Origin of the sequence: Anabaena sp. 4-3 (assembly GCF_001597745.1) — a bacterium.
GTDB lineage: Bacteria > Cyanobacteriota > Cyanobacteriia > Cyanobacteriales > Nostocaceae > Trichormus.
The window spans coordinates 125,999-150,152 of record NZ_LUHJ01000076.1; the positions used below are offsets into that span (position 1 = coordinate 125,999).

General features: G+C 39.8%; 14 protein-coding genes. 6 read left to right on the plus strand and 8 right to left on the minus strand.

Annotated features, from left to right (window positions below):
- Positions 1-1,415, minus strand: a 1,415-nt coding sequence (locus tag A3775_RS22765; protein WP_082803831.1) for a serine/threonine-protein kinase, incomplete at its 3' end; no start/stop codon positions are given.
- Positions 1,416-1,991: 576 nt separating this feature from the next.
- Between A3775_RS22765 and A3775_RS25160 the strand changes: the two genes are divergently transcribed.
- Both A3775_RS25160 and A3775_RS22770 read left to right on the plus strand, forming a co-directional pair.
- On the plus strand, positions 1,992-2,213 hold the full coding sequence (locus A3775_RS25160) for a hypothetical protein (protein ID WP_156481715.1): 222 nt from the start codon (positions 1,992-1,994) through the stop codon (positions 2,211-2,213).
- A 477-nt stretch (positions 2,214-2,690) separates the two neighbouring features.
- A complete protein-coding gene (locus A3775_RS22770; protein WP_066382071.1) occupies positions 2,691-4,889 on the plus strand; it encodes a CHASE2 domain-containing serine/threonine-protein kinase in 2,199 nt (732 codons plus the stop codon).
- A 213-nt stretch (positions 4,890-5,102) separates the two neighbouring features.
- On the opposite strand, the gene A3775_RS22775 is transcribed toward A3775_RS22770, so the two are convergent.
- Positions 5,103-5,498 (minus strand): tetratricopeptide repeat protein, encoded by a 396-nt coding sequence (locus tag A3775_RS22775; RefSeq protein ID WP_066382068.1) that lies wholly within the window; start codon positions 5,496-5,498, stop codon positions 5,103-5,105.
- 162 nt (positions 5,499-5,660) lie between these two features.
- Complete coding sequence (locus A3775_RS22780; RefSeq protein ID WP_231867065.1) at positions 5,661-7,370, minus strand: ShlB/FhaC/HecB family hemolysin secretion/activation protein; 1,710 nt, start codon at positions 7,368-7,370, stop codon at positions 5,661-5,663.
- A 339-nt stretch (positions 7,371-7,709) separates the two neighbouring features.
- Here A3775_RS22780 and A3775_RS22785 point away from each other — a divergent pair, with 339 nt between their 5' ends.
- The gene (locus A3775_RS22785; RefSeq protein ID WP_066426965.1) at positions 7,710-13,178 is read left to right on the plus strand and encodes a CHAT domain-containing protein; all 5,469 of its coding nucleotides are present in this window, start codon (positions 7,710-7,712) and stop codon (positions 13,176-13,178) included.
- A gap of 96 nt (positions 13,179-13,274) precedes the next feature.
- Here the strand turns inward: A3775_RS22785 and A3775_RS22790 are convergent, their stop codons facing one another.
- Complete coding sequence (locus A3775_RS22790; RefSeq protein ID WP_231867066.1) at positions 13,275-14,189, minus strand: DUF928 domain-containing protein; 915 nt, start codon at positions 14,187-14,189, stop codon at positions 13,275-13,277.
- Positions 14,190-14,654: 465 nt separating this feature from the next.
- Here A3775_RS22790 and A3775_RS22795 point away from each other — a divergent pair, with 465 nt between their 5' ends.
- The 3 genes from A3775_RS22795 (at position 14,655) to A3775_RS22805 (ending at position 19,765) form a co-directional block, all read left to right on the plus strand.
- The gene (locus A3775_RS22795; RefSeq protein WP_082803833.1) at positions 14,655-15,641 is read left to right on the plus strand and encodes a helix-turn-helix transcriptional regulator; all 987 of its coding nucleotides are present in this window, start codon (positions 14,655-14,657) and stop codon (positions 15,639-15,641) included.
- A gap of 193 nt (positions 15,642-15,834) precedes the next feature.
- Positions 15,835-18,420 carry a TonB-dependent siderophore receptor gene (locus tag A3775_RS22800; protein ID WP_066382057.1) on the plus strand — a complete coding sequence of 862 codons (2,586 nt, stop codon included), beginning with the start codon at positions 15,835-15,837 and terminating at the stop codon, positions 18,418-18,420.
- Positions 18,421-18,820: 400 nt separating this feature from the next.
- Entirely contained in the window at positions 18,821-19,765 is a 945-nt protein-coding gene (locus A3775_RS22805) for an iron-siderophore ABC transporter substrate-binding protein (RefSeq protein WP_231867067.1), read from the plus strand.
- A gap of 142 nt (positions 19,766-19,907) precedes the next feature.
- Here A3775_RS22805 and A3775_RS22810 read toward each other — a convergent pair whose 3' ends face one another.
- Genes A3775_RS22810 through A3775_RS22825 form a run of 4 tightly spaced genes read right to left on the minus strand, consistent with a single transcriptional unit; the run spans position 19,908 to position 24,100 of the window.
- Positions 19,908-21,194 carry an MFS transporter gene (locus tag A3775_RS22810; RefSeq protein WP_066426967.1) on the minus strand — a complete coding sequence of 429 codons (1,287 nt, stop codon included), beginning with the start codon at positions 21,192-21,194 and terminating at the stop codon, positions 19,908-19,910.
- 28 nt (positions 21,195-21,222) lie between these two features.
- Entirely contained in the window at positions 21,223-22,137 is a 915-nt protein-coding gene (locus A3775_RS22815; protein WP_082803834.1) for a ferric iron reductase, read from the minus strand.
- Positions 22,134-23,114: an iron-siderophore ABC transporter substrate-binding protein gene (locus A3775_RS22820; protein WP_066426969.1), complete on the minus strand. Its 981-nt coding sequence runs from the start codon at positions 23,112-23,114 to the stop codon at positions 22,134-22,136. Before A3775_RS22820 ends, A3775_RS22815 begins: the two co-directional genes overlap by 4 nt.
- Positions 23,115-23,119: 5 nt before the next feature.
- Complete coding sequence (locus A3775_RS22825; RefSeq protein ID WP_066426971.1) at positions 23,120-24,100, minus strand: iron-siderophore ABC transporter substrate-binding protein; 981 nt, start codon at positions 24,098-24,100, stop codon at positions 23,120-23,122.
- Positions 24,101-24,154: the final 54 nt, after the last annotated feature.

Genomic DNA, 24,154 nt, shown 5'->3' on the forward strand with positions numbered 1-24,154 from the left:
TCTGGGGTTGGCTGTGGTGCTTCTGGTTGTAGCAGTTGGGTAACGCTATCGTGATTGCCACTGGCGTAGGGTGAAGGATGTGGTGGCAACACCTCCCCTGGGGTTGGCTGTGGTGCTTCTGGTTGTAGCAGTTGGGTAACGCTATCGTGATTGCCACTGGCGTAGGGTGAAGGATGTGGTGGCAACACCTCCCCTGGGGTTGGCTGTGGTTCTATTGGTTGCGGTATTTGGGTAACGCTATCGTAATTGCCACTGGCGTAGGGTGAAGGATGTGGTGGCAACACCTCCCCTGGGGTTGGCTGTGGTTCTATTGGTTGCGGTATTTGGGTAACGCTATCGTCATTTGACTCTTGATTGTACCCTGTTTGCTGAAAAATAATAGTTTCAGCGTCAGATTGGCTAGACTCTACTGCTGGCACTGGATAGGAATGAGATTGAGGATGAACAATAATTGGTTTTTGGCTAGTATTGGTACTGCCCAGCGCAGGTTGGGTAATGGCTTGCAAAGCCTGATTTAGTTCTGCTACCGATGCAAAGCGATGATTCGGGTTCTTTTGCAGACATTTGAGGACTACAGCTTCTACTTCAGCAGATAAGTGTTCACATCCAGGTTGCTCCCGTAGAGGTTTAGGTGGCTCATAGGCATGGGCTAGAACCCAGGAAGCTTCACTAATATTATTACCTTGAATGTGGAAACCAAAGGGATCTGCTGCACTTAACATTTCATACAGAATGATCCCCAAACTATAAATATCAGCCCTGGAATCTAGATTTTCCTTGTTTTGGATTTGCTCAGGTGCAGCATAGCGAAATGTACCAATAAAGGTATGAGTGAGATGGGTCTGATCTGATGATTGATTGCGGATTTTGGCGACACCAAAATCTAAAATTTTCACCCACTCTCCCAAATCTGTAGGTACAAGAAAGATATTATCGGGTTTTAAGTCACGATGCACCACCTGAATATGCTCATGGCCGCCATCTTTTTGCAGGGTCACTCCTTGATGGGCCAAATGTAAACCCTGACACACTTGAGAGATAATACTTACGGTTCGTTCTACAGATAATCGCTTTTCACACAGTAGCAAGTGTCGCAATGTTTGACCGCGCAAATACTCCATCACATAAAATGGATATCCTTCTGGAGTGACACCACAATCAATAATCTTGACAATGTGGTCACTTTGCAAGGCCGCAGAGATTGCCACCTCCCGCTCAAAACGCTTTCTCATCTCTGGTGATGCTACCAGCGTATCTTTGAGTAACTTCAACACTACCTGCTGACCGACACGGGTATCTGTTGCCAAGAAGACTTCTCCCATGCCCCCCGCAGCTATGGGTCTGTCTATCCGGTATCGCTGGTTATCACCTACAAATCGTCCATTCCAAAAATTTGAAGAAGGTGGGGAATTCATTTGATGGAAGCCATCCTAAATTTAATTTCAAGTTTAAACTTTTAGCCAACAGAATAATAATTATTTTGACAATATTCAACGCTACCACTTAAGCATGATAGCAAGTTTTAAGATTAATTTTTACTTCTTTTAATTTCAGCTTATGACATCACTCGCGTCAAGCCAAATTCATCATTTTGATGGTAATACTTAATCAATGTTTAAAATTTTTACTAAAAAATTCTGGCAATTGACTTTTGATGGTATTCTAGATTGATTGGGTAAGTCTATGTAACTACATAATATACAAGGCAAACCGCACTAGATTATCCTGACTGGTTAGTAGCATCAATCAATTCTACCCTTCCCTGGTGTGATGAATAGGACTGGTGCAAGTGTCACACTCAATATCTATATGTAGGGTGCGTCATCCTGCATAAATCCTGCAAATAAACTTATGTTTGCCATCTGACGCGCCCTACCTTACATCTTGCACCAGTTGCTTTATTGCAAATAAAGTCAGGTGGGCAATGCTCACAACGTAAAAATAATGGTTAGAGCGTATTTTCAGCATTGCCCACCCTACGGTTATTGAGAATGGTGCAAGATATCAGCTACCAATGTGCCAGTTGCGTAAGTTCTGATGAAGTATCGAAATGCGCTCCTCAATACGCATTAATACAATTATCAGATGCGTTAAAATGTTTTTTCCCAGAAAACCAAAGGCTTTCCTCAATTCCAGAAAAAAGACAAAAAAGATTTTTTTACCTGATACTGTTGCGTGGCGTAGCCATAGATGCACTTGATTCTGCACTGTAGAGACTAGCTATGCTTAGAGATTATTTACAGCAGGGAACAGGGAACAGGGAACAGGGAATAGGGAATAGGGAATAGGGAACAGGGAACAGGAAAAGAGAAAAGATCAGCATCGAAAACTTATCATAAGTAATTAGCCGGACATGATATCAGCCGTAACACACCCTACTTAATATTTACTTGATAAATAGCCTCTTAGTCTCTACATCATTGATTTGATGCAACTTCATAGAGAATTGGTATTTCCTATCAATTGTGATGATTTATAACTGCAAATAACTCTATGATTATCTGCATAATTAAAGTTAATTATAAAATTACAGTATTATTTATTTTTCACCTAACTGTTTCACAAATTTATATAAGATTCTATAATGAATGATTAATAAAAAATAAAATTTGTAAACTTGGACACATAATTTCAAGAAGATAAAATAATCTAAAAAATACTTAAATTTTATCAAATATCTCCTTAGTGAAATGTTAGCAAATTTTCAGAAACTATTAAAACAGCCAGTCATTATTTCTAGTGCGATCGCCACAATTTTCATCCTGGGAGTTCAAAGACTGCAAGTGCTAGAAGCCCTGGAGTTAAGAGTTTATGACCAGATGATGCAATTGCGTACTGATCCAGGGCCAGATCCGCGTCTATTAATTGTCGCTGTCACTGAACAGGATTTGCAAAAATGGAATTGGCCTTTATCTGGGGAAGTTCTAGACCGATTGTTGGGCAAACTTGTAGAATATCAACCCCGCGCCATAGGTTTAGATATTTTTCGGGATTTACCTGTACAACCTGGCCATGAAAAACTACTAAAACGCTTACAACTAAGTGATGTTATCGTTTCTATCTGTAAACACGCCGATAGCAAAAATCCTGGTATTGCACCCCCACAAGGAACAGAACCATTCCAAGTAGGATTTAGCGATGTTGTTGAAGATACGGATGGTTTGATTCGGCGGAATCTCATATCAGTTAATGTAGATCAATCCGATAGTTGTAAAAGCCCCTATTCCTTGAGTTGGCAGTTAGCCCTGAAATATTTGCAAGTCGGAGGTATTCAGCCGCAATTAACCGCCAACCAAGAACTGCAACTACGTAATGTTGTCTTGAAACCTCTGCAAAGTCACTCTGGTGGATATCAAAATGCAGATGCCCAAGGCTACCAAATTCTCTTAAATTACCGTTCTCCTCGTCAAGTTGCCCAGCAAGTTACTGTGACAGATGTACTTTCAGGCCAGGTGAAACCGGATGTAGTTAAAGACCGCATTGTATTAATTGGTTCCACAGCACCCACTTTAAAAGATATTTTTAATACACCATTTACTTCGGGAAAAGCTGATGATTCTGGCAAGATGGCAGGAGTAGAAATTCATGCTAACATGGTCAGCCAAATTCTGAGCGCGGTTTTGAACAACGAGCGTCTGTTTTGGTTTTTACCTGGGTGGGCGGAAGTGATTTGGATAGGGGGATGGTGTGTAGTTGGGGGGTTTTTAGCCGGGCGGATTCGACATCCATTAGGCTTAGGATTGGCAGAAGGTGCTTCTTTGGCTGTTTTATTTGGCAGTAATTTTGTCATTTTTACCCTAGCTGGATGGTTTCCTGTAGTTTCTCCGGCACTGGGTTTAGTCATGGCGGGCGGTGGTGTTCTGGCTTATACTGCCTATCAGAGCAAGCAAGAACAAGAAAAAATCTTGCAACGGGTACAAGAGCAACAAGATTTAATTGCTCAGTTGCAAGCCTATGTGACTCAAGAAACCAAGATGCCCACGCAGGGCATCACCCTTGCTGCTACTGTCTATCCTGTAGGGCAAGAACTGGGATTAAATACATTACTGAATAAACGTTACAACATTACGGAAATTTTAGGTAGTGGAGGATTTGGTACTACTTACTTAGCTCAAGATGTACAACGACCGGGAAATCCTGTATGTGTTGTGAAACAGATGCGACCTAGTAACCAAGATTCACAATATCTCAGTGTCCTCAGACGGTTATTTAATAATGAAGCATATATTCTCGAAACTTTAGGTAAACATCCACAAATACCCTATTTACTAGCCTTTTTTGAGGAAAACCAGCAATTTTATTTGGTTCAGGAATTTATTCCCGGCCATCCTTTGTCTGACGAGTTAACGCCTGGGGTAACTCGCTCACGGGTTGAAGTAATCAATCTACTCAAGCAAGTTTTGCAGGTGCTAGTTTTTGTTCACAGCTATGGTGTGATTCATCGAGATGTCAAACCTGGTAATTTGATGCGGCGAGAAACAGATGCACAGATTGTTTTAATTGATTTTGGTGCGGTGAAACAAGTGCAACCGAAACAGCACCCCCAGGAGCAAGAAAATCAGACTATTGCAATTGGTACTCCCGGTTATGCCCCTGGTGAACAAATGAGTGGGGTGCCAAGACTCAACAGTGATATTTATGCGTTGGGAATTATTGGCATACAAGCTTTAACTGGGGTAAATCCAAAAGTTTTCCGCAGAGATGTCAATACAGGTATGGTAATTATTCCCGTTACTTCGGAAACTGGTGAACAAATTTGGCAGTATTGGTGGCAAAAAGCAGATACTACTGAGCAATTGACTAAAGTCCTCAATAAAATGGTACATCTTGACTTTACCCAAAGATATCAGTCAGCTGGAGAGGTGCTGAATCTTGTCCAGAGTTTATAGGGGACTGGGGATTGGGGACTGGGTAATATCAAATTAATATGAACCTGCTTAGAATCAAAGATCAAGCATAATTGAACGCAGATGGACGCAGATAAACGCGGATAAAGACAGATAAATCAATGGATTTTATAATTCTGTGCAACTTCACATAAAATTGGTATAAGAATTAATTCTTCCTTGTCTCCTGCTTCTGCACCGCAAGCACTGCTTCAGCTATAACCTATTGGTATCGTGATCAAATAGATGATAAATAGTACCTTCAGGAGCGAGATTCATGGCTGCGTTGTAATCCTCAATTGCTTTTTGCTGATTACCTAGTTTTTGATAAGTTTGACTGCGCCAATAATAAAAGAAAGCATTATCAGGATTTATACCAATGGCTTTAGTATAATCTTCTAATGCTCCTTGATGATCGCCTAATTTTTGTTGACGAAATTTTGCTCTAGCTGTATAAATTTCTGCACATTGGGGAGCAAGAGAAATTGCTAAATGAAAATGTGCGATCGCTCCCTCAATATCTCCTTGGGCAAAATAAGTATAAGCCTGTTGAATATATCGGTGGACATCTGGTTTTTGTGCGGGGCTAATTTCTTGATGATCGCTATTCACTTGTTTCGAGGTTTTTTAATAGTTTACTCAAGCCGTATCTGTTATTAGATTAACCGCATTTACGGTCATCGTCAGTATTTTAAATATCCATTTGCAAATATCCTCAACTTTTACTGATTTTTTCTGAGTTTTTCTGAAAAAACTACATCCCTGGGGAGGAGTTTAAGGTTGATAGCGTAAGCTAAAGTAAAAGCCTTCGTCTTGGATATTGTTACCCCTGCCTTGCAAATCGACGAAGGGAATAGCATAATCTAAACGCATACTCAGACGCTCAATTCCTAAAGCCTGATTCCACAACAATCCTAAGCCTGCACCGGCGAGAAAAGTTTGCTCAGGTAATTTATTGGGATTATCCGCTTGATTCCAGACAACACCCAGATCAAAAAACGGTGCTAGCTGCATTGTTGGTAATCCCGCTTCATTCCTCTGCACTACAATTCTGTTTTCTACTCCCAAACGAAAACCATTATCACCGGCGCGGATATTTTGCCGATAGCCACGGATAGACTGTCCACCGCCAATCACGAATTGCTGGGAAGGTAATAAACTGTTGGGTGTGAGTTGCCAATCTGCTTGGATGAGTAACAAATTATCATTATTGAGTTGCTGCGATCGCTGTATTTGACCTAACCAACTAAAAAAGCGACTATCAGGGATGGGGTCTTGATTAATTGTGGCATCAAATAAGCCCACACCCAGGTTAAATTGCGATCGCAAAAACCAAGCACCCTGAAGATCACGCTTTACATAGTCTTGAGCAAACTTAATTACACTGGTACGACTCACCCCATTGTTACCAGGGCCTATACCCACACGGACGGGGGGGTTGCCAAAAAACAGAAAACTTTGACCATCCTGATAGGTAAATCCTAATGATAAAGCAAACTCTTCTCTAGTGGTTCGCCATAGCGGTTGACGATAATTAATTTCATACAAATCCTGTTCACCCTGAATGTTTAACTCCCGAAATGGTGACTCAGTGATGTTGCTGCTACTAGGTGAAACTCGGACTTGCACAGTTCCATTCATGGCATTCACAGGCATCTGATAACTAAAATCCCAGACTTCAGAACCACCTGTAAACGTCCGGTAATAAGAACCTGTGAACAAATCCCCAAATCCCGTTAAGTTCCGATAAGCCAGTTCCACCCCGAATCTTTCACCACCGACGCTAGGAGGTGAATAGTTATCAATCAAGAAGTTACTGGTAAAATTTTGCGCCTCTTGGACTCTGACAATCAACAAACTTTCTCCCACTTTACCAGTAGGACGGAGGCTAGCTTCCACATTTGTAAATAGGGGATCGAGTCGCAGTAGTCTGAGTTGTTCCTCTAGGTTAATGCCATTTAGAGGCACACCCGCGCCTAGTTGGATGCGACTGCGAATATAAGCCGGGTTGACACGTTCTGCCCCTTGAATATCAATCTCTGCCAACCGCCCCTCAATCACCTGAAGCACCAACACACCGTCTGTAGTACCAGGCTGGGGAGTGATAGGAATGGCTCTAGAATTGAGATAATTCTCATTTAAGTAAAGTTGAGTTACCGCATCAGCCGCTTTTCTCATCTCTTCCACAGTCAATTCCCGTGCTTCAAAGGGCTTGACTATAGGTGCAAAGTCATTTTGATTAAAGACGGTGCTGCCTACCACCTGAATTTGACGCACATAGAACTTTTCTGGAAGTATCGGTGTTTCTGTTGCTGGTGGTGATTGCGTCTGAGATTCTGGCTCAGGAGGGGTAGCATCTGCTGCCTGTACTATGGTAGTTGTCGGTAGATACTGATGACTATTTAACTCAGGTACTGGGTGAGGATTATTACTAGCTAGGCTACGCTGTCCATTGACAATGAATAGACACAGCGTAGGCATCATCAAGAGCAAACTCGACTGGTATCTATGAAAATTGAAATTCTTTACCCTAGGGACACAACGGAAAGCAAAATTGGCAATTCTTGACTGATTGTGGACTTCAGAGGCAATACCAATCTTTTTTCCTTTGCTCATGTCACCTCGGTAGGATGGGTTAATTTGACAAACTGGCTGATGTTGATTCTGCCCTATGCGATTGCTGTTTACGTATCTATGTATCATTTTTTAACAATTATTCTTAAAAAGATTTGTAACTAAAAAACAGAATTAAGAGTATTTTCTCGTACAAGTGATGATACCGCATTATATTCTGGTAGTAGCAGAAAACCTGGGAGTAATTCCATGTCACCACTGATCTCCATTGTTATCGTTAATTACAATCGGGAGCTTTATCTAGGCGAAGCGATCGCCAGCGTCTTACAGCAGACATGGCAAGATTTTGAGTTACTGGTGTGGGATGATGGCTCCACAGATAGATCAGTGGTGATTGCCCAAGAGTATGCCCAACAAGATAGCCGAGTGCGGGTAGTAGCAGCACCGCATCAAGGAACTGTCAAAGCCCGGAAAGCCGCCAACGCTCAAACTACCGGGGCTTATTTGGGTTGGGTAGATAGTGACGATATCCTGGCACCTACGGCTTTAGCCCAAACCGCCGCCGTTCTGAATCATCACCCAGAGGTGGGATTAGTTTATACAGATTATATAGATATTAATGCGGATGGTCAAGTGCTGGGTTATGGTCATCGCTGTCGGATTCCCTATTCTCCCCAAAGGTTATTGGTAGATTTTATGACCTTCCAATTCCGCTTATTGCGGCGTTCAGTGTATGAACAGGTGGGAGGTGTGCATATATCTGCTTCTGACTATGCCTATGATTATGATCTGTGTTTGCGACTTTCCGAAGTTACGCAAGTGGGACGAGTGCAACAGCCGCTTTACCTGTGTCGCCTTCACAATCACAGCATCTCTGCAACCAAAAGAACCGAGCAAATTCTTTGGTCGCAAAAAGCGATCGCGCAAGCATTGCAACGACGGGGACTAGCTGACAAATTTGCCATCGATGTCGAATTACCCGCAGGTCGTTTCATCTTGCGGCGGAAACCAACATGGCGAACAACTCTCACCAATAGCTTGAAGTCTGCGTTAACCCAAACGACTGTCAGCTTGGGTGTTAGCTGCATGGGAATTTTTTCCTTATGGGGAATGAATACAGCGATCGCCCAAACCCAAAACATTGCCCCCACCCCCGGCACAAATACCATTGTCACACCCAATGGCAACAGAATTGACATCACAGGTGGCACAACTTCCAGCGACGGTTTGAACCTGTTCCATAGCTTTCAACAGTTTGGAGTAAGTGCCGAACAAATAGCCAACTTCCAAGCCAACCCCGCCTTAAGAAATATACTCGGTCGGGTAACAGGTGGTAATCCCTCAATTATCAACGGCTTAATTCAGGTGACAGGGGGTAACCCTAACCTATTTTTGATGAATCCTGCCGGATTTATTTTTGGTAGTAATGCCAGTTTAAATGTTCCCGGTGCGTTTACAGCTACAACCGCCAATGGCATTAAATTTAACAATCAATGGTTGAACGCTGTCGGTAATAATGACTATGCCAACTTGGTAGGCGAACCCACCGGATTTGCTTTTACCATGAACCAGCCAGGGGCAATCATCAACGCTGGTAACTTAGCAGTGGGTACTGGGCAGAGTTTATCATTATTGGGTGGAACAGTCGTAAATACTGGACAACTCACCGCACCAGCCGGAGAGATAGTTGTTACCTCCGTACCGGGACAGAAATGGGTAAGGCTGAGTCAACCGGGAAATCTGTTGAGTTTGGAACTGGAAAACCTCACGGCTAATAGTAGCCAACCCAACAATTGGACAATTGCGATCGCCTCCTTACCAGAATTGCTCACAGTCGGTAACATCAACACAGGGTTAACAGCTAACCCTGATAGTAGCGTCACATTAACCGATGCTAACCTCACCATCCCCACCACCCCAGGCACAACCATCGTCAGTGGTAATGTGGATGTTTCCGGCACAACAGGCGGAACAGTCAATATTTTGGGGACAAACGTCGGTGTAATCAACGCTAATATTAACGCCTCCGGCACCAATGGCGGTGGTACAGTCTTGATTGGTGGCGATTACAAAGGTGGCGGTACAGTACCAACTGCCACGCAGACTTACATTAACTCAAACACTGTCATTAACGCCAATAGTCACCAAAATGGCGACGGTGGACGCGTCATTGTTTGGGCTAACGACTCCACACAGTTTTTTGGTAAGATTTCCGCCCGTGGCGGCGCAAATAGTGGAAACGGTGGTTTTGTAGAAGTATCCGGCAAAAACTTCTTAACCTTCCAAGGTTTGGTAGATGCTTTCGCCCCTAATGGTCAAAATGGTACTTTATTACTTGACCCCAGCACCTTAACCATCATCGAAGAAGGAAGCGGTACATTTGACGAGACAATTTTTAGTGCAGATGGCAATATTTTTGAGAACGATCAAGATCCTTCTGGCACAAACACCAACACCATTTCCTGGAGTGCGCTGGCATCTTTGGGCAGTGGGGCTACGATTAATTTAGAGGCAACTGGTGATATTACTATCGAAAACATCACCGGTTCTCTCTCAGATATTCCGAATGTCGTCGTATTAGACTTGGGCGATAGCGGCAGTTTTAGTTTAACGTCCACCAATGGCACAGTTAGATTTGTTGACACCAACGATACCATCAGAACTAATGGAGGAGCAATCAACATTGAAGGGGCTAGTCTAGTTTTAGGAAATTTGGATACAACGCCTAATAATACTGATTTCCCTGATAGCGGAGATGTGAGTTTATCCGCAGTTGGCGATATCTCAGCCGGAAATATTTTGGCTAGTGGTGATGGCTATGCAAGTAACATTACAGTTACCAGTAGTAATGGTGGCATCACCCTAGGAAACCTGGAAACTAGACCCAATTTCGATAATGGTAGCGTAGCATTTAGCGATGGCGATCATGGCAATGTGACTTTATCTGCATTTGGCAACATCTCGGCGGGTAATATTGTCGCCAGTGGTGATGGTTATGCTCCGGGTGACATTACAGTTAACAGTAGTAATGGTACTATCAGCTTAGGCACACTTGACACCAGAAGTATTCTCAGCAGCGACGGTATAATATCTACCTTCGACGATAGTGGCAATGTGACTTTATCTGCACTAGGAAACATCACAGCCGGTGATATTCTTGCCAATGTTGATGACTCTTCTTCAGTTAATACCTATTTGCCAGGCAATATCAGCGTACAAAGTACCAATGGCGATATCAATCTGGGAAATCTTAACACCGAAATGTTTGCAGGTTTTGGTTATGGCTTTGGTTATGGTACTACTGGTAGTAGTCAAAGTGGCAACGTAACAATTAATGCTATTGGTGGTAGTATTAATACAGAAAATATTAACTCAAATTTATTTCTTGGTTTTTCGAGTGGAAGCAACACTTTTACAGGAACAGGTGGTACAGTAAGCTTGACAGCCAGAAATAATATTAATGTTGCTGGTATTGATGCTTCAGCAACAGTGACTGGCTTCAGTGGATCATATTCGGCTACAGGTGGGAATGTCACTCTTGAGACTACTAATCCGGCTGGTAGTATAATTAGTTTCAACAGCATTAACACCAGTGCCGCAGCTAGCACTGCAAACACTACAGGTGGCAATGTGCGAGTTTTGACCAACGGATTGGTACAAGGACTAAGTACAACATCTACAGGTTATACCATCGACAGTGGTGAATACTTGTCTTTCGGTGCTGGTGAAGGTGCTTCTCGTTCTCCACTTCCTGGTGGGGGACAGGTAACAATTAGACATGATGGTGGCCCTGACAACGTGCCATTTACTGTAGGTAATCTCAGTGAAAGTGAAACAGCACAGCTTGTCAATGGTACAGTAGGAGGAATTTATGCGGGTACTGATTCGCAAATCCCTCCCCCTTCCGCGACTGAATCCCCATCCTCTCCCATCAGCTTCCCAGTCTTGCCGAATGGTGGAAATGCCGAAGGCACACCCAGCAACATCACTATTACGTCTGTTAACACACCACCGACACTAACCACCAACTCCCCCATTGCCTCGAATGCTCAACCAGGAGTACCCTTTGACTTTACGTTTACAGCCAGTGTAGGGGATGTGAATCTGGATAATACTACTGTGGAGATAGATTCTATTTTGGCAGGGACACTGAGCCGAGGCGGTACAGTGTTACAGCCTGGAGACAGCCTAACTATAGGTGAGACATTAACCTATACCCCACCAGAAAATATTACTACTAGCAGCAGCATTCAGGCTTTTAGCATCAGAGCTAGTGATGTGGTTTCAGCTACAACTATACCTGTAGAGGTGGGAATACAAGTCTCTACACCCCCAACACTAGACAACTGTGAGGTTTTACCGTCTAGTTGTCAACCGCCTACTCTCCCACCTAAAACTGAAGGTACTAATCTTGGTAAACCAGTATTGGAGCGCGAAAGCAATCCAGAAAGAGACTTCACCAATAAGATTGCTAGCCAGTTAGGTGTAGCTACGCCTAAAGTCAAAACCATAGAAGATGCAATTGCGCTTGTCCGCCAGACAGAACAAACCACAGGCGTAAAACCGGCGTTAATTTACTTCAGTTTTGTGCCAGTGGAAATTGCACCCAACATAGCGACGAAGAACAACAAATCTAATCAAATATTAAACACCGTCGGCGAGAGCGATCGCGATCAATTAGAAATAGTAGTCGTCACAAGTTCAGGAAATCCCATCCGCAAACGCATCCCCACAGCCACTAAAGCCGAAGTCTTGCAAGTAGCGCAAGAATTTCGCAATCAAATAGTCAATCCCCTCAACCGCAGCACCAACGGTTACTTAAAGCCATCTCAACAACTTTATAGTTGGTTAATTGCGCCACTAGAGGCGGAATTAAAAGCTCAAGGTATTGATAACCTCGTCTTCTTGCCAGATATTGGCTTACGTACAACGCCAATGGCAGCACTTCACGATGGTAAACAATTTCTCGTCGAGAAATATAGTCTGGGCTTAATGCCTAGCCTGAGTTTAACTAACACCGTTTACACCGACATTAAACAATCCCAAATTTTGGCTTTGGGAATTTCTCAAAGCACTCAGGGACAACAACCATTACCAGCTGTTCCCTTTGAATTATCCACTCTCGTCTCTAAACTCTGGCCTGGCAAATTGTTGTTAGATCAGCAAGCGACATTAGAAAATCTGAAACGGGTTCGTAGTCAACAACCCTTCGGCATTATTCATCTAGCCACCCATGCCGACTTTATTCCCGGCCCCTTGAGCAACTCCTATATTCAATTATGGGATGATAAATTACGCTTAAACCAATTACGGCAATTACGGTTGAATGAACCCCAAGTTGAGATGATAGTGCTGAGTGCTTGTAGAACTGCTTTAGGTGATGAAGAAGCAGAAATTGGCTTTGCCGGTTTAGCTGTACTCGCCGGGGTGAAAACCTCGATTGCTAGTATGTGGGCAGTCAACGATGCTGCTACGGCGGCTTTGATGACAAAATTTTATGCCTCCCTCAAGACTGCACCCATCCGTGCAGATGCCCTCAGAACCGCTCAGGTAGCTATGGCTAAAGGACAGGTTTATCTGAAAAATAGTCAGTTGCAAGGTTTAGAAGCAGTTCAGGGCTTACGTTTGCCTGCTGAGAGTGTTGTTGAAGAAACCGATTTACAGCTCACTCATCCTTATTATTGGGCTGCATTCACAATGGTGGGTAATCCTTGGTGATTTCATACCCTTCAAATATCCTCTAAAATTTGTAGGGGCGCAAGCCCCTACCTCATCTATCAGCCGCATTCTTGTTGCCAATTGAGATCAGCTATTTTAATTTTCGGTAGTACAACAAGATAATAGTGGCTTGTTTGCCACAGTATCCAGTTCTACTGATTTCAACAAGTCCGTCCAATATTTCTGAACTTGGCGATCGTTGGGACGTTCGCGGCGTAAATTAGCTATAACACTGAGAGCATTTTCCCACACTCCAGCTGTTGCATAAAGAATCGCCTGATCTAAAGGTTGGGTTGTTTGCTGTATCTGCTCAGACAGGTTTTCGTCTTGCACACGCTCAATTTTACCTTGTAGGAATAGGTCTTGATCACGATTACGATAATCGCAAACCATAGAAAAAGCCCAAGTATAATTTTTACCTGTCTTTAATGCTGGTTGATCCGTCGGGATAGTTACACTCACAATCCCTCCTTGTTCAACAGGTTTCAAACTTTTTTTATACAAGGTTTCCATACTTTCATTATCCCGCAACAGAAATTCCAAACCTTGTATTGGTTTAACAGTTTCAGGAATGTAGAAAAAGAATGTGGGATGCTCTGCTGTCGTTAGTTGGGCTTCTTTGCTTGTCGGTATCAAAGGAATGGCAGTCTTTCCATTTAAGAAGCAATTGCCTCTGGTGGCAGCAGTTGCTAATCTACCAGGTTTACCCGGAACAAACATAATCAGACTTCTGCGCTGCTCAATGTAACTACTGACATTCCTCACCGCTATAGTGGCATACTGATCGTTAGGTTTGATTTGTAGTGCTTGCTGGAAATATCCTAAAGCCTTGCGATAGTTTCTGCGTCTAGTTTCTGTATAACCAAGTTGCATATATTGGTCATAATCGGAGTTTGTTTGTGCTATTTGCACAACCTGATCTACTGCCAAAACCTGCGTCTGACTGACAAAATCTAAAGGTAGACATACTAAACCAGCAAACAGAAAGTTTGTCCAAAATCTAAGTTTCATGGGATACATATTTACTGCTACTAATATAGTGTTGTTAATCACATAAATATTGCGACTTATAGGTTTTTCAATTCCCACACCACACTAGAATATAATACGTAATCTTTGGTGCTTATGTTCCCGATTTTCACTGCTTGCTCATGTAGCGGTTAGCGAATTTATACCTATAATCATAGGTATTTTTTCAAAAAATGAGATTATACTATATAACACTCTCATTAGCAAGATACTGTACCCAAATTCAGAGGAGGAGCGGGTTGAGCGAGATCACGATTAATGGTTGGTAGCATTTGTTAACTCGCCCCTACCACGCACTAGCGTTGCCAAGTATTGGCTATCTCCCCCTTACTTACCAAAACTCTAGACAACATTGTTACATTCTGATACGCTTATATCCAAGGTTTTTGAGAAAGTTTATTGATAATATCATCACTTAATTAGTATTTTTGTTTTGTAGGGTAGCGCATGGCGAATATTATCTCACTAGCAGATTACCAAGAATTGTGGAGAGAACGCAACCAAAATACCCAACAACCAGACCCATCAGACCCATCTGATATTATTAATCTATGTCCTCAACAATTTGGTACTGGATATGAACGCTGGATTGAACTGAGAAACATTAGTTTACTAATTATTGATGCTGAATTTCATCATGAATTAGTCATAGAAAAAACAGAACCAGAAATTTTTATCGGTGGTCTAGAATTTGGCTTTCATCTATTAGGGTGTTGGAATAAAACTAATGCTGGACAAAACTTTTTTCAAAGTGGTGGTATCTACTATAATAACAAGACTGAATTTTTGCGCCAGCAAAGACTTTTAAAAGTTGATATACATCCAGAATCCCCTGATTTACTGGATAGTTTTATTACAGATGGCTTAAATTACATATCACCGGCAATCCTGCAAAACCTTATCAAAACTCATCAAGAATCATCTTTTCAAATTGACAATACTACCCCAGAAATGCGTGTAGCCCTGGAACAAATTATCAATTGTCCCTTTAGAGGTTTAACCAAAAAAATCTATCTAGAAAGTAAATGCTTAGAATTAATTGCCCTGAAACTGGAACAATTAGCTAAAAAAGAAAATAATGGTACAAAGACCACTAATTTTAAAAAAGATGATATTGATAGAATTCATTATGCTAAGGAAATTTTAACTAACAATTTAGATAATCCCCCTTCCTTACTAGAATTAGCCAGACAAGTAGGATTAAACGACTACAAACTCAAGCTAGGCTTTCGCCAAGTATTTGGTACAACTGCATTTACCTACTTACACCAACAACGCATGGAAAAAGCACGCCAATTACTTTTAGAAGGACAAATGAATGTCAAAGAAGTAGCCCGTGCTGTTGGTTATGCAAATCAAAGCCGTTTTGCAACAGCTTTCCGTAAGCAGTTTGGCAGTAATCCTAAATCCTATGATTTGTTACTGAAAGCTTAAAAATTAAATAATATACAGTTATTTGCTGTAAAATTTTCCGAAAAATCCGTTAGAGGCGCAAAAAAATCCGTTTGAGATTCAATTAGGTCTTCAAAATCACATCAATTGTAGATTAAGCTTCTTGAAAAAGATTCTTAGCTAATAGCAGTCAGAGTCTCTGGTATTGAAAGAGGCTTGTCTACGTGAGGAGATTATGAGGAGACAACCGCAATTATTGATGGGTTTATGGTTAATAGGGGTAGTAGTTGCTGCACAACCAGCGTGGGGAAGTGGTAATAGCTTGGAAAATCCTTCTTTGTCTGAAGGAGGTAGTACATCTAGAAATCTCAAAAGATTACTATCTCAAGCATCCACACCTCAATCTCCAATTCTTGTCAATGGAGTGCGGATTGATACCACAGATAAAGGTATAGAAGTAATTTTAGAGACTAACCAAGGCGAACAATTACAAGTAGCTAATAGCAGTTCGGGAAATAGCTTCATTGCCGATATTACTAATGCTCAACTGCGTTTGCCATCAGGAAACACATTTCGGCAAGAAAAACCTTTTGCGGGTATTACTGAAATTACAGTTATCAACCAAGACAATAACACTATCAGAATAACTGTCACGGGAGAGGCGGGAACACCTATTTATGAACTATTTGATAGTGATGCAGGTTTAATTTTCAGTGTGACACCTGTATCACCTTCCGCATCTCAACCAGAAACACCACAACAGTCGTCAGAGGAGAAACCTACTACTCACACCCCCACAGCACAACCAACAGCCCAGACTGATGAACCCATTGAACTGGTAGTTACAGGTGAACAAGATAGCTATCGAGTCAGGGAAGCATCAACCGGCACAAAAATAGAAGTTCCTTTGCGTGATGTTCCCGCATCTATCCAAGTTATACCTAAAGAAGTTATTCAAGACAGACAAGTTGTTAGACTCAACGAACTAGCAGATAATGTTAGTGGTGTACGTCCTCAAGGTACTTTAGGTGGACTAGCATCTCAAGGTTATTTTATTCGTGGTTTTGCTACAGGTTTTGAAAACCTGCGTGATGGTTTTAAAGACTTTGGTTTTACCAGTCCGCGTGATGTAGCTGGTGTTGAAAGAGTAGAATTTCTCAAAGGACCTGCTTCTGTTTTATATGGAAGTGCTTTAAGTCCCGGTGGTGTAGTTAACACAATTACTAAAAAACCCCTATCAGAACCCTTCTATCAAATTGGTGGAACATTTGGGAGTTATAATTTTTATCGTGGCACAATTGATCTCACAGGGCCACTCACAGAAAATCGGGCAGCACTTTATCGGCTGAATGTAGCTTATGAAAATGCTAACAGTTTCCGGGATTTTATAGAAAATGAAAGTACATTTATTAATCCTGTTGTTAGCCTGAAATTAGGAGAAAATACCAATCTCACCTTTGCTTATGAATATCAGAAATACAACTACGTCTTTGATCGGGGTTTTCCTTCTGATAGCACAGTAATTTTTGAGCTTCCCATTAGTCGCTCTTTAGATGAACCAAATCTTCAGGATTCTGAATATAAATCTAATAACTTCGCCTACAATTTAGAAAGCAAATTTGGTTACAACAATCACTGGAAATTCCGCCAAGGTTTTAATATCCTGAGTGTTAGCGGTGCTTCCCAAGGAGTACAATCTAGGGGAATTAGAGCAGATAGGCAGACAGTACGCCGTAGATTCCGTCGTTCTGAAAGTGACCAAACAAATCTTGCTTTTCAAAATGAAATTAGTAGTAAATTTAACACAGGCACAATTCGCCATAATATCCTCGTTGGATTTGAGTTAGCTAATTATCAATTTCAAAGTAATTTTTTCCAGGGTGATATTGCCGACTTAGATATATTCAACCCTGTTTATGGCGCACAACCAGAAAACATACGTCGCACCTATGTGGGGGAATATGGTGGGGAAAATGTCGCACTTTACTTACAAGATTTAATTGAACTTACACCTAATTTCAAATTCTTAGCTGGTGGTCGTTTTGACTGGGTAAACTCCTATGACAGATATGAAGACGACCCAGATTTAAACACTAGAAATTCAGATTCGGAATTTTCTCCCCGTTTAGGTATAGTTTATCAACCTACAGACACCACCTCAATTTATGCCAGTTGGACAAATGCTTTCAACCCGCAATATTTTGGGAGAAGCCGCAATAATGAACCATTTAAACCAGAAACATCAGAACAATTTGAAATAGGAATTAAACAAGATTTTCTGGATAAACGCCTTTCTGCAACTTTAGCTTTTTTTGAAATTACCAAGAAGAATGTATTAACTCCTGATCCAGAAGACGATAGCTTTAGCGTTCAAACTGGTGAACAAAAAAGCCGAGGAGTTGAACTAGACGTAGTTGGAGAAATTTCACCAGGTTGGAAAATCATTGCTACTTATGCTTACACAGATGCTTCTGTCAGCAAAGATAATAACTCTGACCTATTAAATGATCAGTTAGTTGGTGTGCCTTATCATAGTGCTAGTTTATGGACTACCTATGAATTTCAACAAAGAAATTTACAAGGTTTAGGACTAGGATTAGGATTAGTTTATGCTGGTGAACGGGAAGCATCTTTACCAAATCAAATCCAAATTCCTTCTTATCTGAGAACAGATGCTAGTGTCTTTTATAAAAAGAACAATTGGCGGGCTGCTCTCAACTTTAAGAACCTTTTTGACACTAAATATTATGAATCCCAAGGTTTTTTTGTTGTTCCGGCTGCTCCTTTTACAGTGATTGGCAATGTTACCTTTGAATTTTGATTGGTTTAAAGTTTGATTTGTGGCAAGTATTCAGCTATCAGTAATCAGTAATCAGCTTTTTCCTACAGTTAGGCAGATTTGTCTTAAAATGAGCATAATTTGTCAAGTTTCACAACTGTTAATGAGAGAAAGCTACAGGTTAGTATTGATGTTTCTTAGGCTCTTGCTTATGGCTGATGGCTGACGGCTGAATGCTTACAATTTGTGTATAGTGGGTATTTATAGGTTAAATTTTCTATGGCAGTAAATATAATCAAAAATTCCCACCCTATATATCAAATTTGAGATCAATGAAGTCCAAATTTTAGGAACAAAGCTTTATGATAAGATACTTTCAAACCTTTTCTTTGTCTTGTTAAATATGAAAAAAGGGTGCTTTTACTATATCAAGCTATGCTTTTTGGTAATCATATCAGCATTAATAGTTACTGCTTGTCATGGTGTCAAATATCAAGACTTAACTTTGTCCAAACCAAAATTATTAAATACCGAATGTAAATTAGTAAAACATGAATTAGGCGAAACTTGTGTTTCTCTAAATCCGCAACGCATTATTGTTACAGAACAAGTATCACTAGAAGCTTTAATTGCATTAGGTATAAAACCAATAGCTACAGTAGATACGGCTTTTGTAGCTAGTAAAACTAATTTTTTAACAAGTCAAATGGATGGGATAAATTATATAGGTAAAGAGAGTCAGTTTAATTTAGAAACCACACTAAAACTACATCCAGATTTAATTATTGGTACGTATGGTATTGATGCAGCAAATTATAAATTATTTTCCCAAATAGCACCTACGGTTAAATTACAAAATGTCCATAGTCAATGGAAAGAAACTTTGATGAGTCTGGCTGAAATAGTCAATAGAACTGCAACAGCCAAGACATTATTAATTGAATATCAACAACGTCTAGAAAAATTACGCACTGCTTTGGGTGAGAAAATCAATGAACTAGAGGTTTCTGTGAGTCGATTTCACGGTGGTAATAAAGTTCCTGCAATTCGTTCTCAATATTCTTTTCCTGGCAGTATTTTGGCAGAGTTAGGAATTTCTATGCCAGTTCATCAACGTCAATTAATTAAGACTGCTGATGATACTGTAGTAACACTCAGCTTAGAACGGATAGACTTACTGGATGCTGATGTTTTATTTGTAGCAGTAGATCCTGGTGCTAGAGAGGTATTTAATCAATATCAAAATACTCGTATTTGGCAAACTCTCAATGTAGTGCAGAATCAGCGAGTTTATAGTGTGGATTCTAGTTACTGGATTTTTGGCAGTATTCTCTCAGCTAATGCTATAGTTGATGATTTATTTAAGTATTTGCTCAAGGCAACGTAAGACCCCCTACTCCTATCTTGCCAAAAATAGTAGTCAATGCGGCAAAAAACGCTGATAAAAGGGCGAATAATATAGGACTGGTTTCATAAGGAATCATTGAATATCTCTAAAGAATCTGAGTATTTATTAAGAAATAAAATCACTAATCTTGCTCCCACAGCACAGGTACAAAGAAACCCAGTAAACCAACCAGTAACATACATACTGCACAAATCACATATAACAGGGCAATTCCTGCACCAGTACCAGTTCCAAGTAATCCGCCAAACATACGACCTAGAACACCCCCTGATTGCAAGGCTGGTGTAAAAAGACGATCTGCCAACGGGCCTGCTATTAAATAGCCTACCGCAGAAGCGATCTGTAAAAGTAGCGATCGCGCTGCAAAAACCCTTCCTTGTACATTTGATGGTACTTTCGCTAGCCAAATAGCAGTATCAGAACTACCATTTAACGGGAAATTCAAAGAAGAACAAAATTGTGCAGGAATCCAAACCCAAGCTGTTCTACCCAAACCAAAAACAATTTTACTGATACCTGCACCGATCATTCCTAGTAAAACGCCGTTGATTTTCCGTTTAAAACCGCCCCAAATACTAACAATTATAGCACCTGCCACCCCACCAAAACCAGCCGCAGAAGCTAAACTACCTAGCACTAAAGTATTATTATTTGTTTTTGATAAAATCATTGGTGTATATAGTGAATTACCAATGTCATGGGGTAGCCAAAATAATAAGTTAACTAATAGCAATGCCAATAAACTTTTGTGCGTGATAATATAACGCCAACCAACCCCCAAATCTTGCCAGATATTGACTATATTTTCGTTATTTTTAGGTGGTGTTTGAGGGATACTAACTAAAAATAAACTACTAATTGCTGTAGCAAAACTACAAATATCAATTAACCAAATTCCTGAAAAACCAATAACTGTGTAAAGATATCCTGCCAAAGCAGGAGCGATAATTTGACTACCGTAACCTGACAAAAATCCCAGACTACTAGCACGGGTATAATGTTGTTGAGGAATCATTAATGATACTGATGACTCAAACGCCAAAGACTGAAATTGATTAAAAGTTCCAACAATTGCGCCTGTCAGATAAAAGTGCCAAATTTGTAAATTATTGGTGAGATGTAACAACAAAATTATAATTGTGCAGAAAACGGCAACTGTATCACCCACCATCATTAAAAATTTGCGGTTAAATCTGTCTACAATTACACCACTAATGGGGGTAATGATAATACTTGGTAGTAAACTAAAAAAACCAACCAGAGTGAGGGTTGTTGCTTTACCTGTGATTTCCCATGCCCAAATTTCAATTGCAAAACTGGTCATGTTACTACCAATGGTAGAAACTAATTGACCAAGCCAAACAACGAGAAAACTACGCATATTGGCTGGTTGTTGTTCTTCTAGCATTTTTTACGACTTTACTTGAATTATGATTTCAATCAGTTTCTGTGATGTATTCCTTGATTTGGGCAATTCTTTCCTGTGGTTTTAATAAAGGACAGTTTGTACATTTTTCATCACAAGGAGGAATGAAGGCATATAAACAACAGGTAAGACGGACTGTAGTTTTAGCTGGTAAACCAGGTTCGTTAATTTTCTCAGTGCGGACTAAATTATAAAGTGGGTTTCGTCCTGGCATAACTAAACTATCGGGTTGTTCATATAAAACGGAATAATCTGTTTTTATTGATTCTGAATTTGTAACTTTATTAAGTTCTGAAAACTGCCATTCTGAAGCATTTACCGCATTACCCCACATAGTTTTTTTAGAAAGTTTAGTTAAACTATGAACCCGTTCTATCATCGGGGCAAAATTGCGCTGAAATAAGCTAGTAAATACAGCTTGATGTAAATCTTCCACGCTATTTACTATTTTGCCTGGATAATCTTGAGGAATGGGTATAGGTAATCTTTGGGGATAAATTACAGTACCACTTAAATCATGAAAATATAACGCCTTGGGTTCACCATTTTCTAACACAAAACTTACATTATCAATCTCTGAATTTAAGCCAATTCCTGCCCAAGTCATCAAAGCTAAAACACCAGGTAATGTTTTCCAACTGTAAACTTTGTTCCAGATAGATGCCGCAATGCGAATGTCTTGAGTTTTTTGGTATATATCGCTGGTTTGCCATTCAGATAAAAGTCTATCTGGTTGTAGATAATCATTAACTGAAATCACCTCAGCACCATCAGGAGGCTGAGTCAAAATTATGATGTCTGTATAGAAACTATCTAAATTTCTTTGAGCAAGAGTAAATATTTCTAGTAAAAAATCTAGTATATTATTATTAGCTTTTTTTTGAGCAAATTGTAGAGTTTCTATATTTTCAGAATCAAATATCATGATGTTTTCACCAAATATGTAAACAAATCATCTAAAATAGCATTGGCTGAAAGAATATTTCCGAAAATCCAGTAACTTGAATCAACAGTATAGATTCGTTGATTTTTGACTGCTTTCAGATTTTGCCATAGTGGACTATTTTGATATTGTTGAAAATTTTCTTCCGCACCGGGATCTAAAGCGATAAATAAAATATCAGCATTGATTAAATCTAGACGTTCTAAACTAACTGAAACTAGAGGTTGATTTTCATAAGTAGTCAGTTGATTTTGAATTTCTGGTAGAACTATTCCCACTTCTGTCAGTAGACTGCCAGGAAATGAATATTTAGTGCGAAATTCTGTAAATTTGTTGCCAGCATAAAAGCGACTCACAGAAACAGTTTTTTCTTTGAGGTTATGATTTATAAATGTGCGTAATTTTTCAACTCTTTGTTGGTATTCTTCCAATAATTTTTGTGCTTTTTCACTTTTGCCTGTGATTTCAGCAATACGTGATAAAGCATCTTTCCAACCATTTTGAATATAATCTAGTGTAACTGTGGGGGCTATTTGGGAAAATAATTTGTATTGTTCTGCGCTGATAGAAAAACCCAAAATTAAATCTGGATTTAACAGTACCATTTTTTCTATATTTGGTTGACTATTTTTTCCTAAATAAACTATTCCCTCAGCTTTTTTACCTAACTTTGGTATGATACTACCTGCAATATTCGGTTGTGTTGCTGCTATTGGTTTTAAGTCCAGTGCTAACAACGCTTCCATAGAAGTTTCATCTAATGCGATAATGCGTTGGGGTTGTAAAGGAATACAGCTTTCACCTACAGGCTGTGTGATGACTTTACATTCAGATATTGCTAATTTGGTCTGATTTGAATTTGTAATTTGATGATGATTGCCATGACAACCCTTAATTAAAATTACGCTTACTAGGAGAATAAAACATAATTTTATATAGTAACTAAATCTTTTTTTCATTATTTTTATAAACTGTCTAACAAGTATTTAACAAGGTCGTCTAAAATGGCATTTGCTGACAGGATATTTCCAAAAATCCAGTAACCTGAGTTAACAGTATATACTCGATTATTTTTAACTACATTAAGTGTTTGCCATAAAGGACTATTTTGATATTTTTGAAAGTTTTCTTCTGAACCTGGGTCTAGTGCTATAAACATTGCGTCTGACTCTAATAAATTTATACTTTCTAAACTAACATTGTTATAACTGACATTTGCATTACTACTAATTTGACGTTGTGCTAGGGGTATAGATAATTTTAATTCCTCTAAAATGCTGACAGGAAATGATAACTCATTCAAAAATTGTGTAAATTGAAGAGTTGTGTAAAATCGCATGACAGAAATTTCTGTATTTCCCAGTTTTTGAGCGAAATTCAAGCTTAGACTTTCAATTCTTTGATGATATTTTTCTAAGAGTTTTTTTGCCTCTTGAGCTTTGTTAATTAATTTACCAAATTGTAGTAAAGTTTCTTTCCAGTCATTTTCTTTATACTCAATGGAAACTGTGGGAGCGATTTGAGAAAATAATTGATAATTTTGAGAACTCAAAGAATAGCCTACAATCAAATCAGGACGTAATTTAACAATTTTTTCAAGATTCGGCTGACTTTCTTTTCCTAGATCAATAATGTTATCAATTTTTTCTTTTAATATAGGTGCTTTGTTTCCTACCCGATTTGCTGTAGTTGCTGCTATTGGTTTTAAACCCAACGCTACTAAAATTTCTAAACTTTCTTGATCAGTTACAATTATCCTTTGGGGAATGATGGGAATACAGCTTTCTCCTAATTCATGTTTAATATTTCGACATTCTGATGTAAGAGAATTGACTTTTGATGAGTAAGTTTCTTGAGAGGAAAAAGTATAACAGCCTTTGAGAAATATTACAGTCAGGGTTACTATCAAAGATAATTTTATGTGATACAACCATTTACTGATCATTGTATGCCTTGTCCATGAATTTGGGCAAGAAACAGCCCTTAAATTATTTTAGGG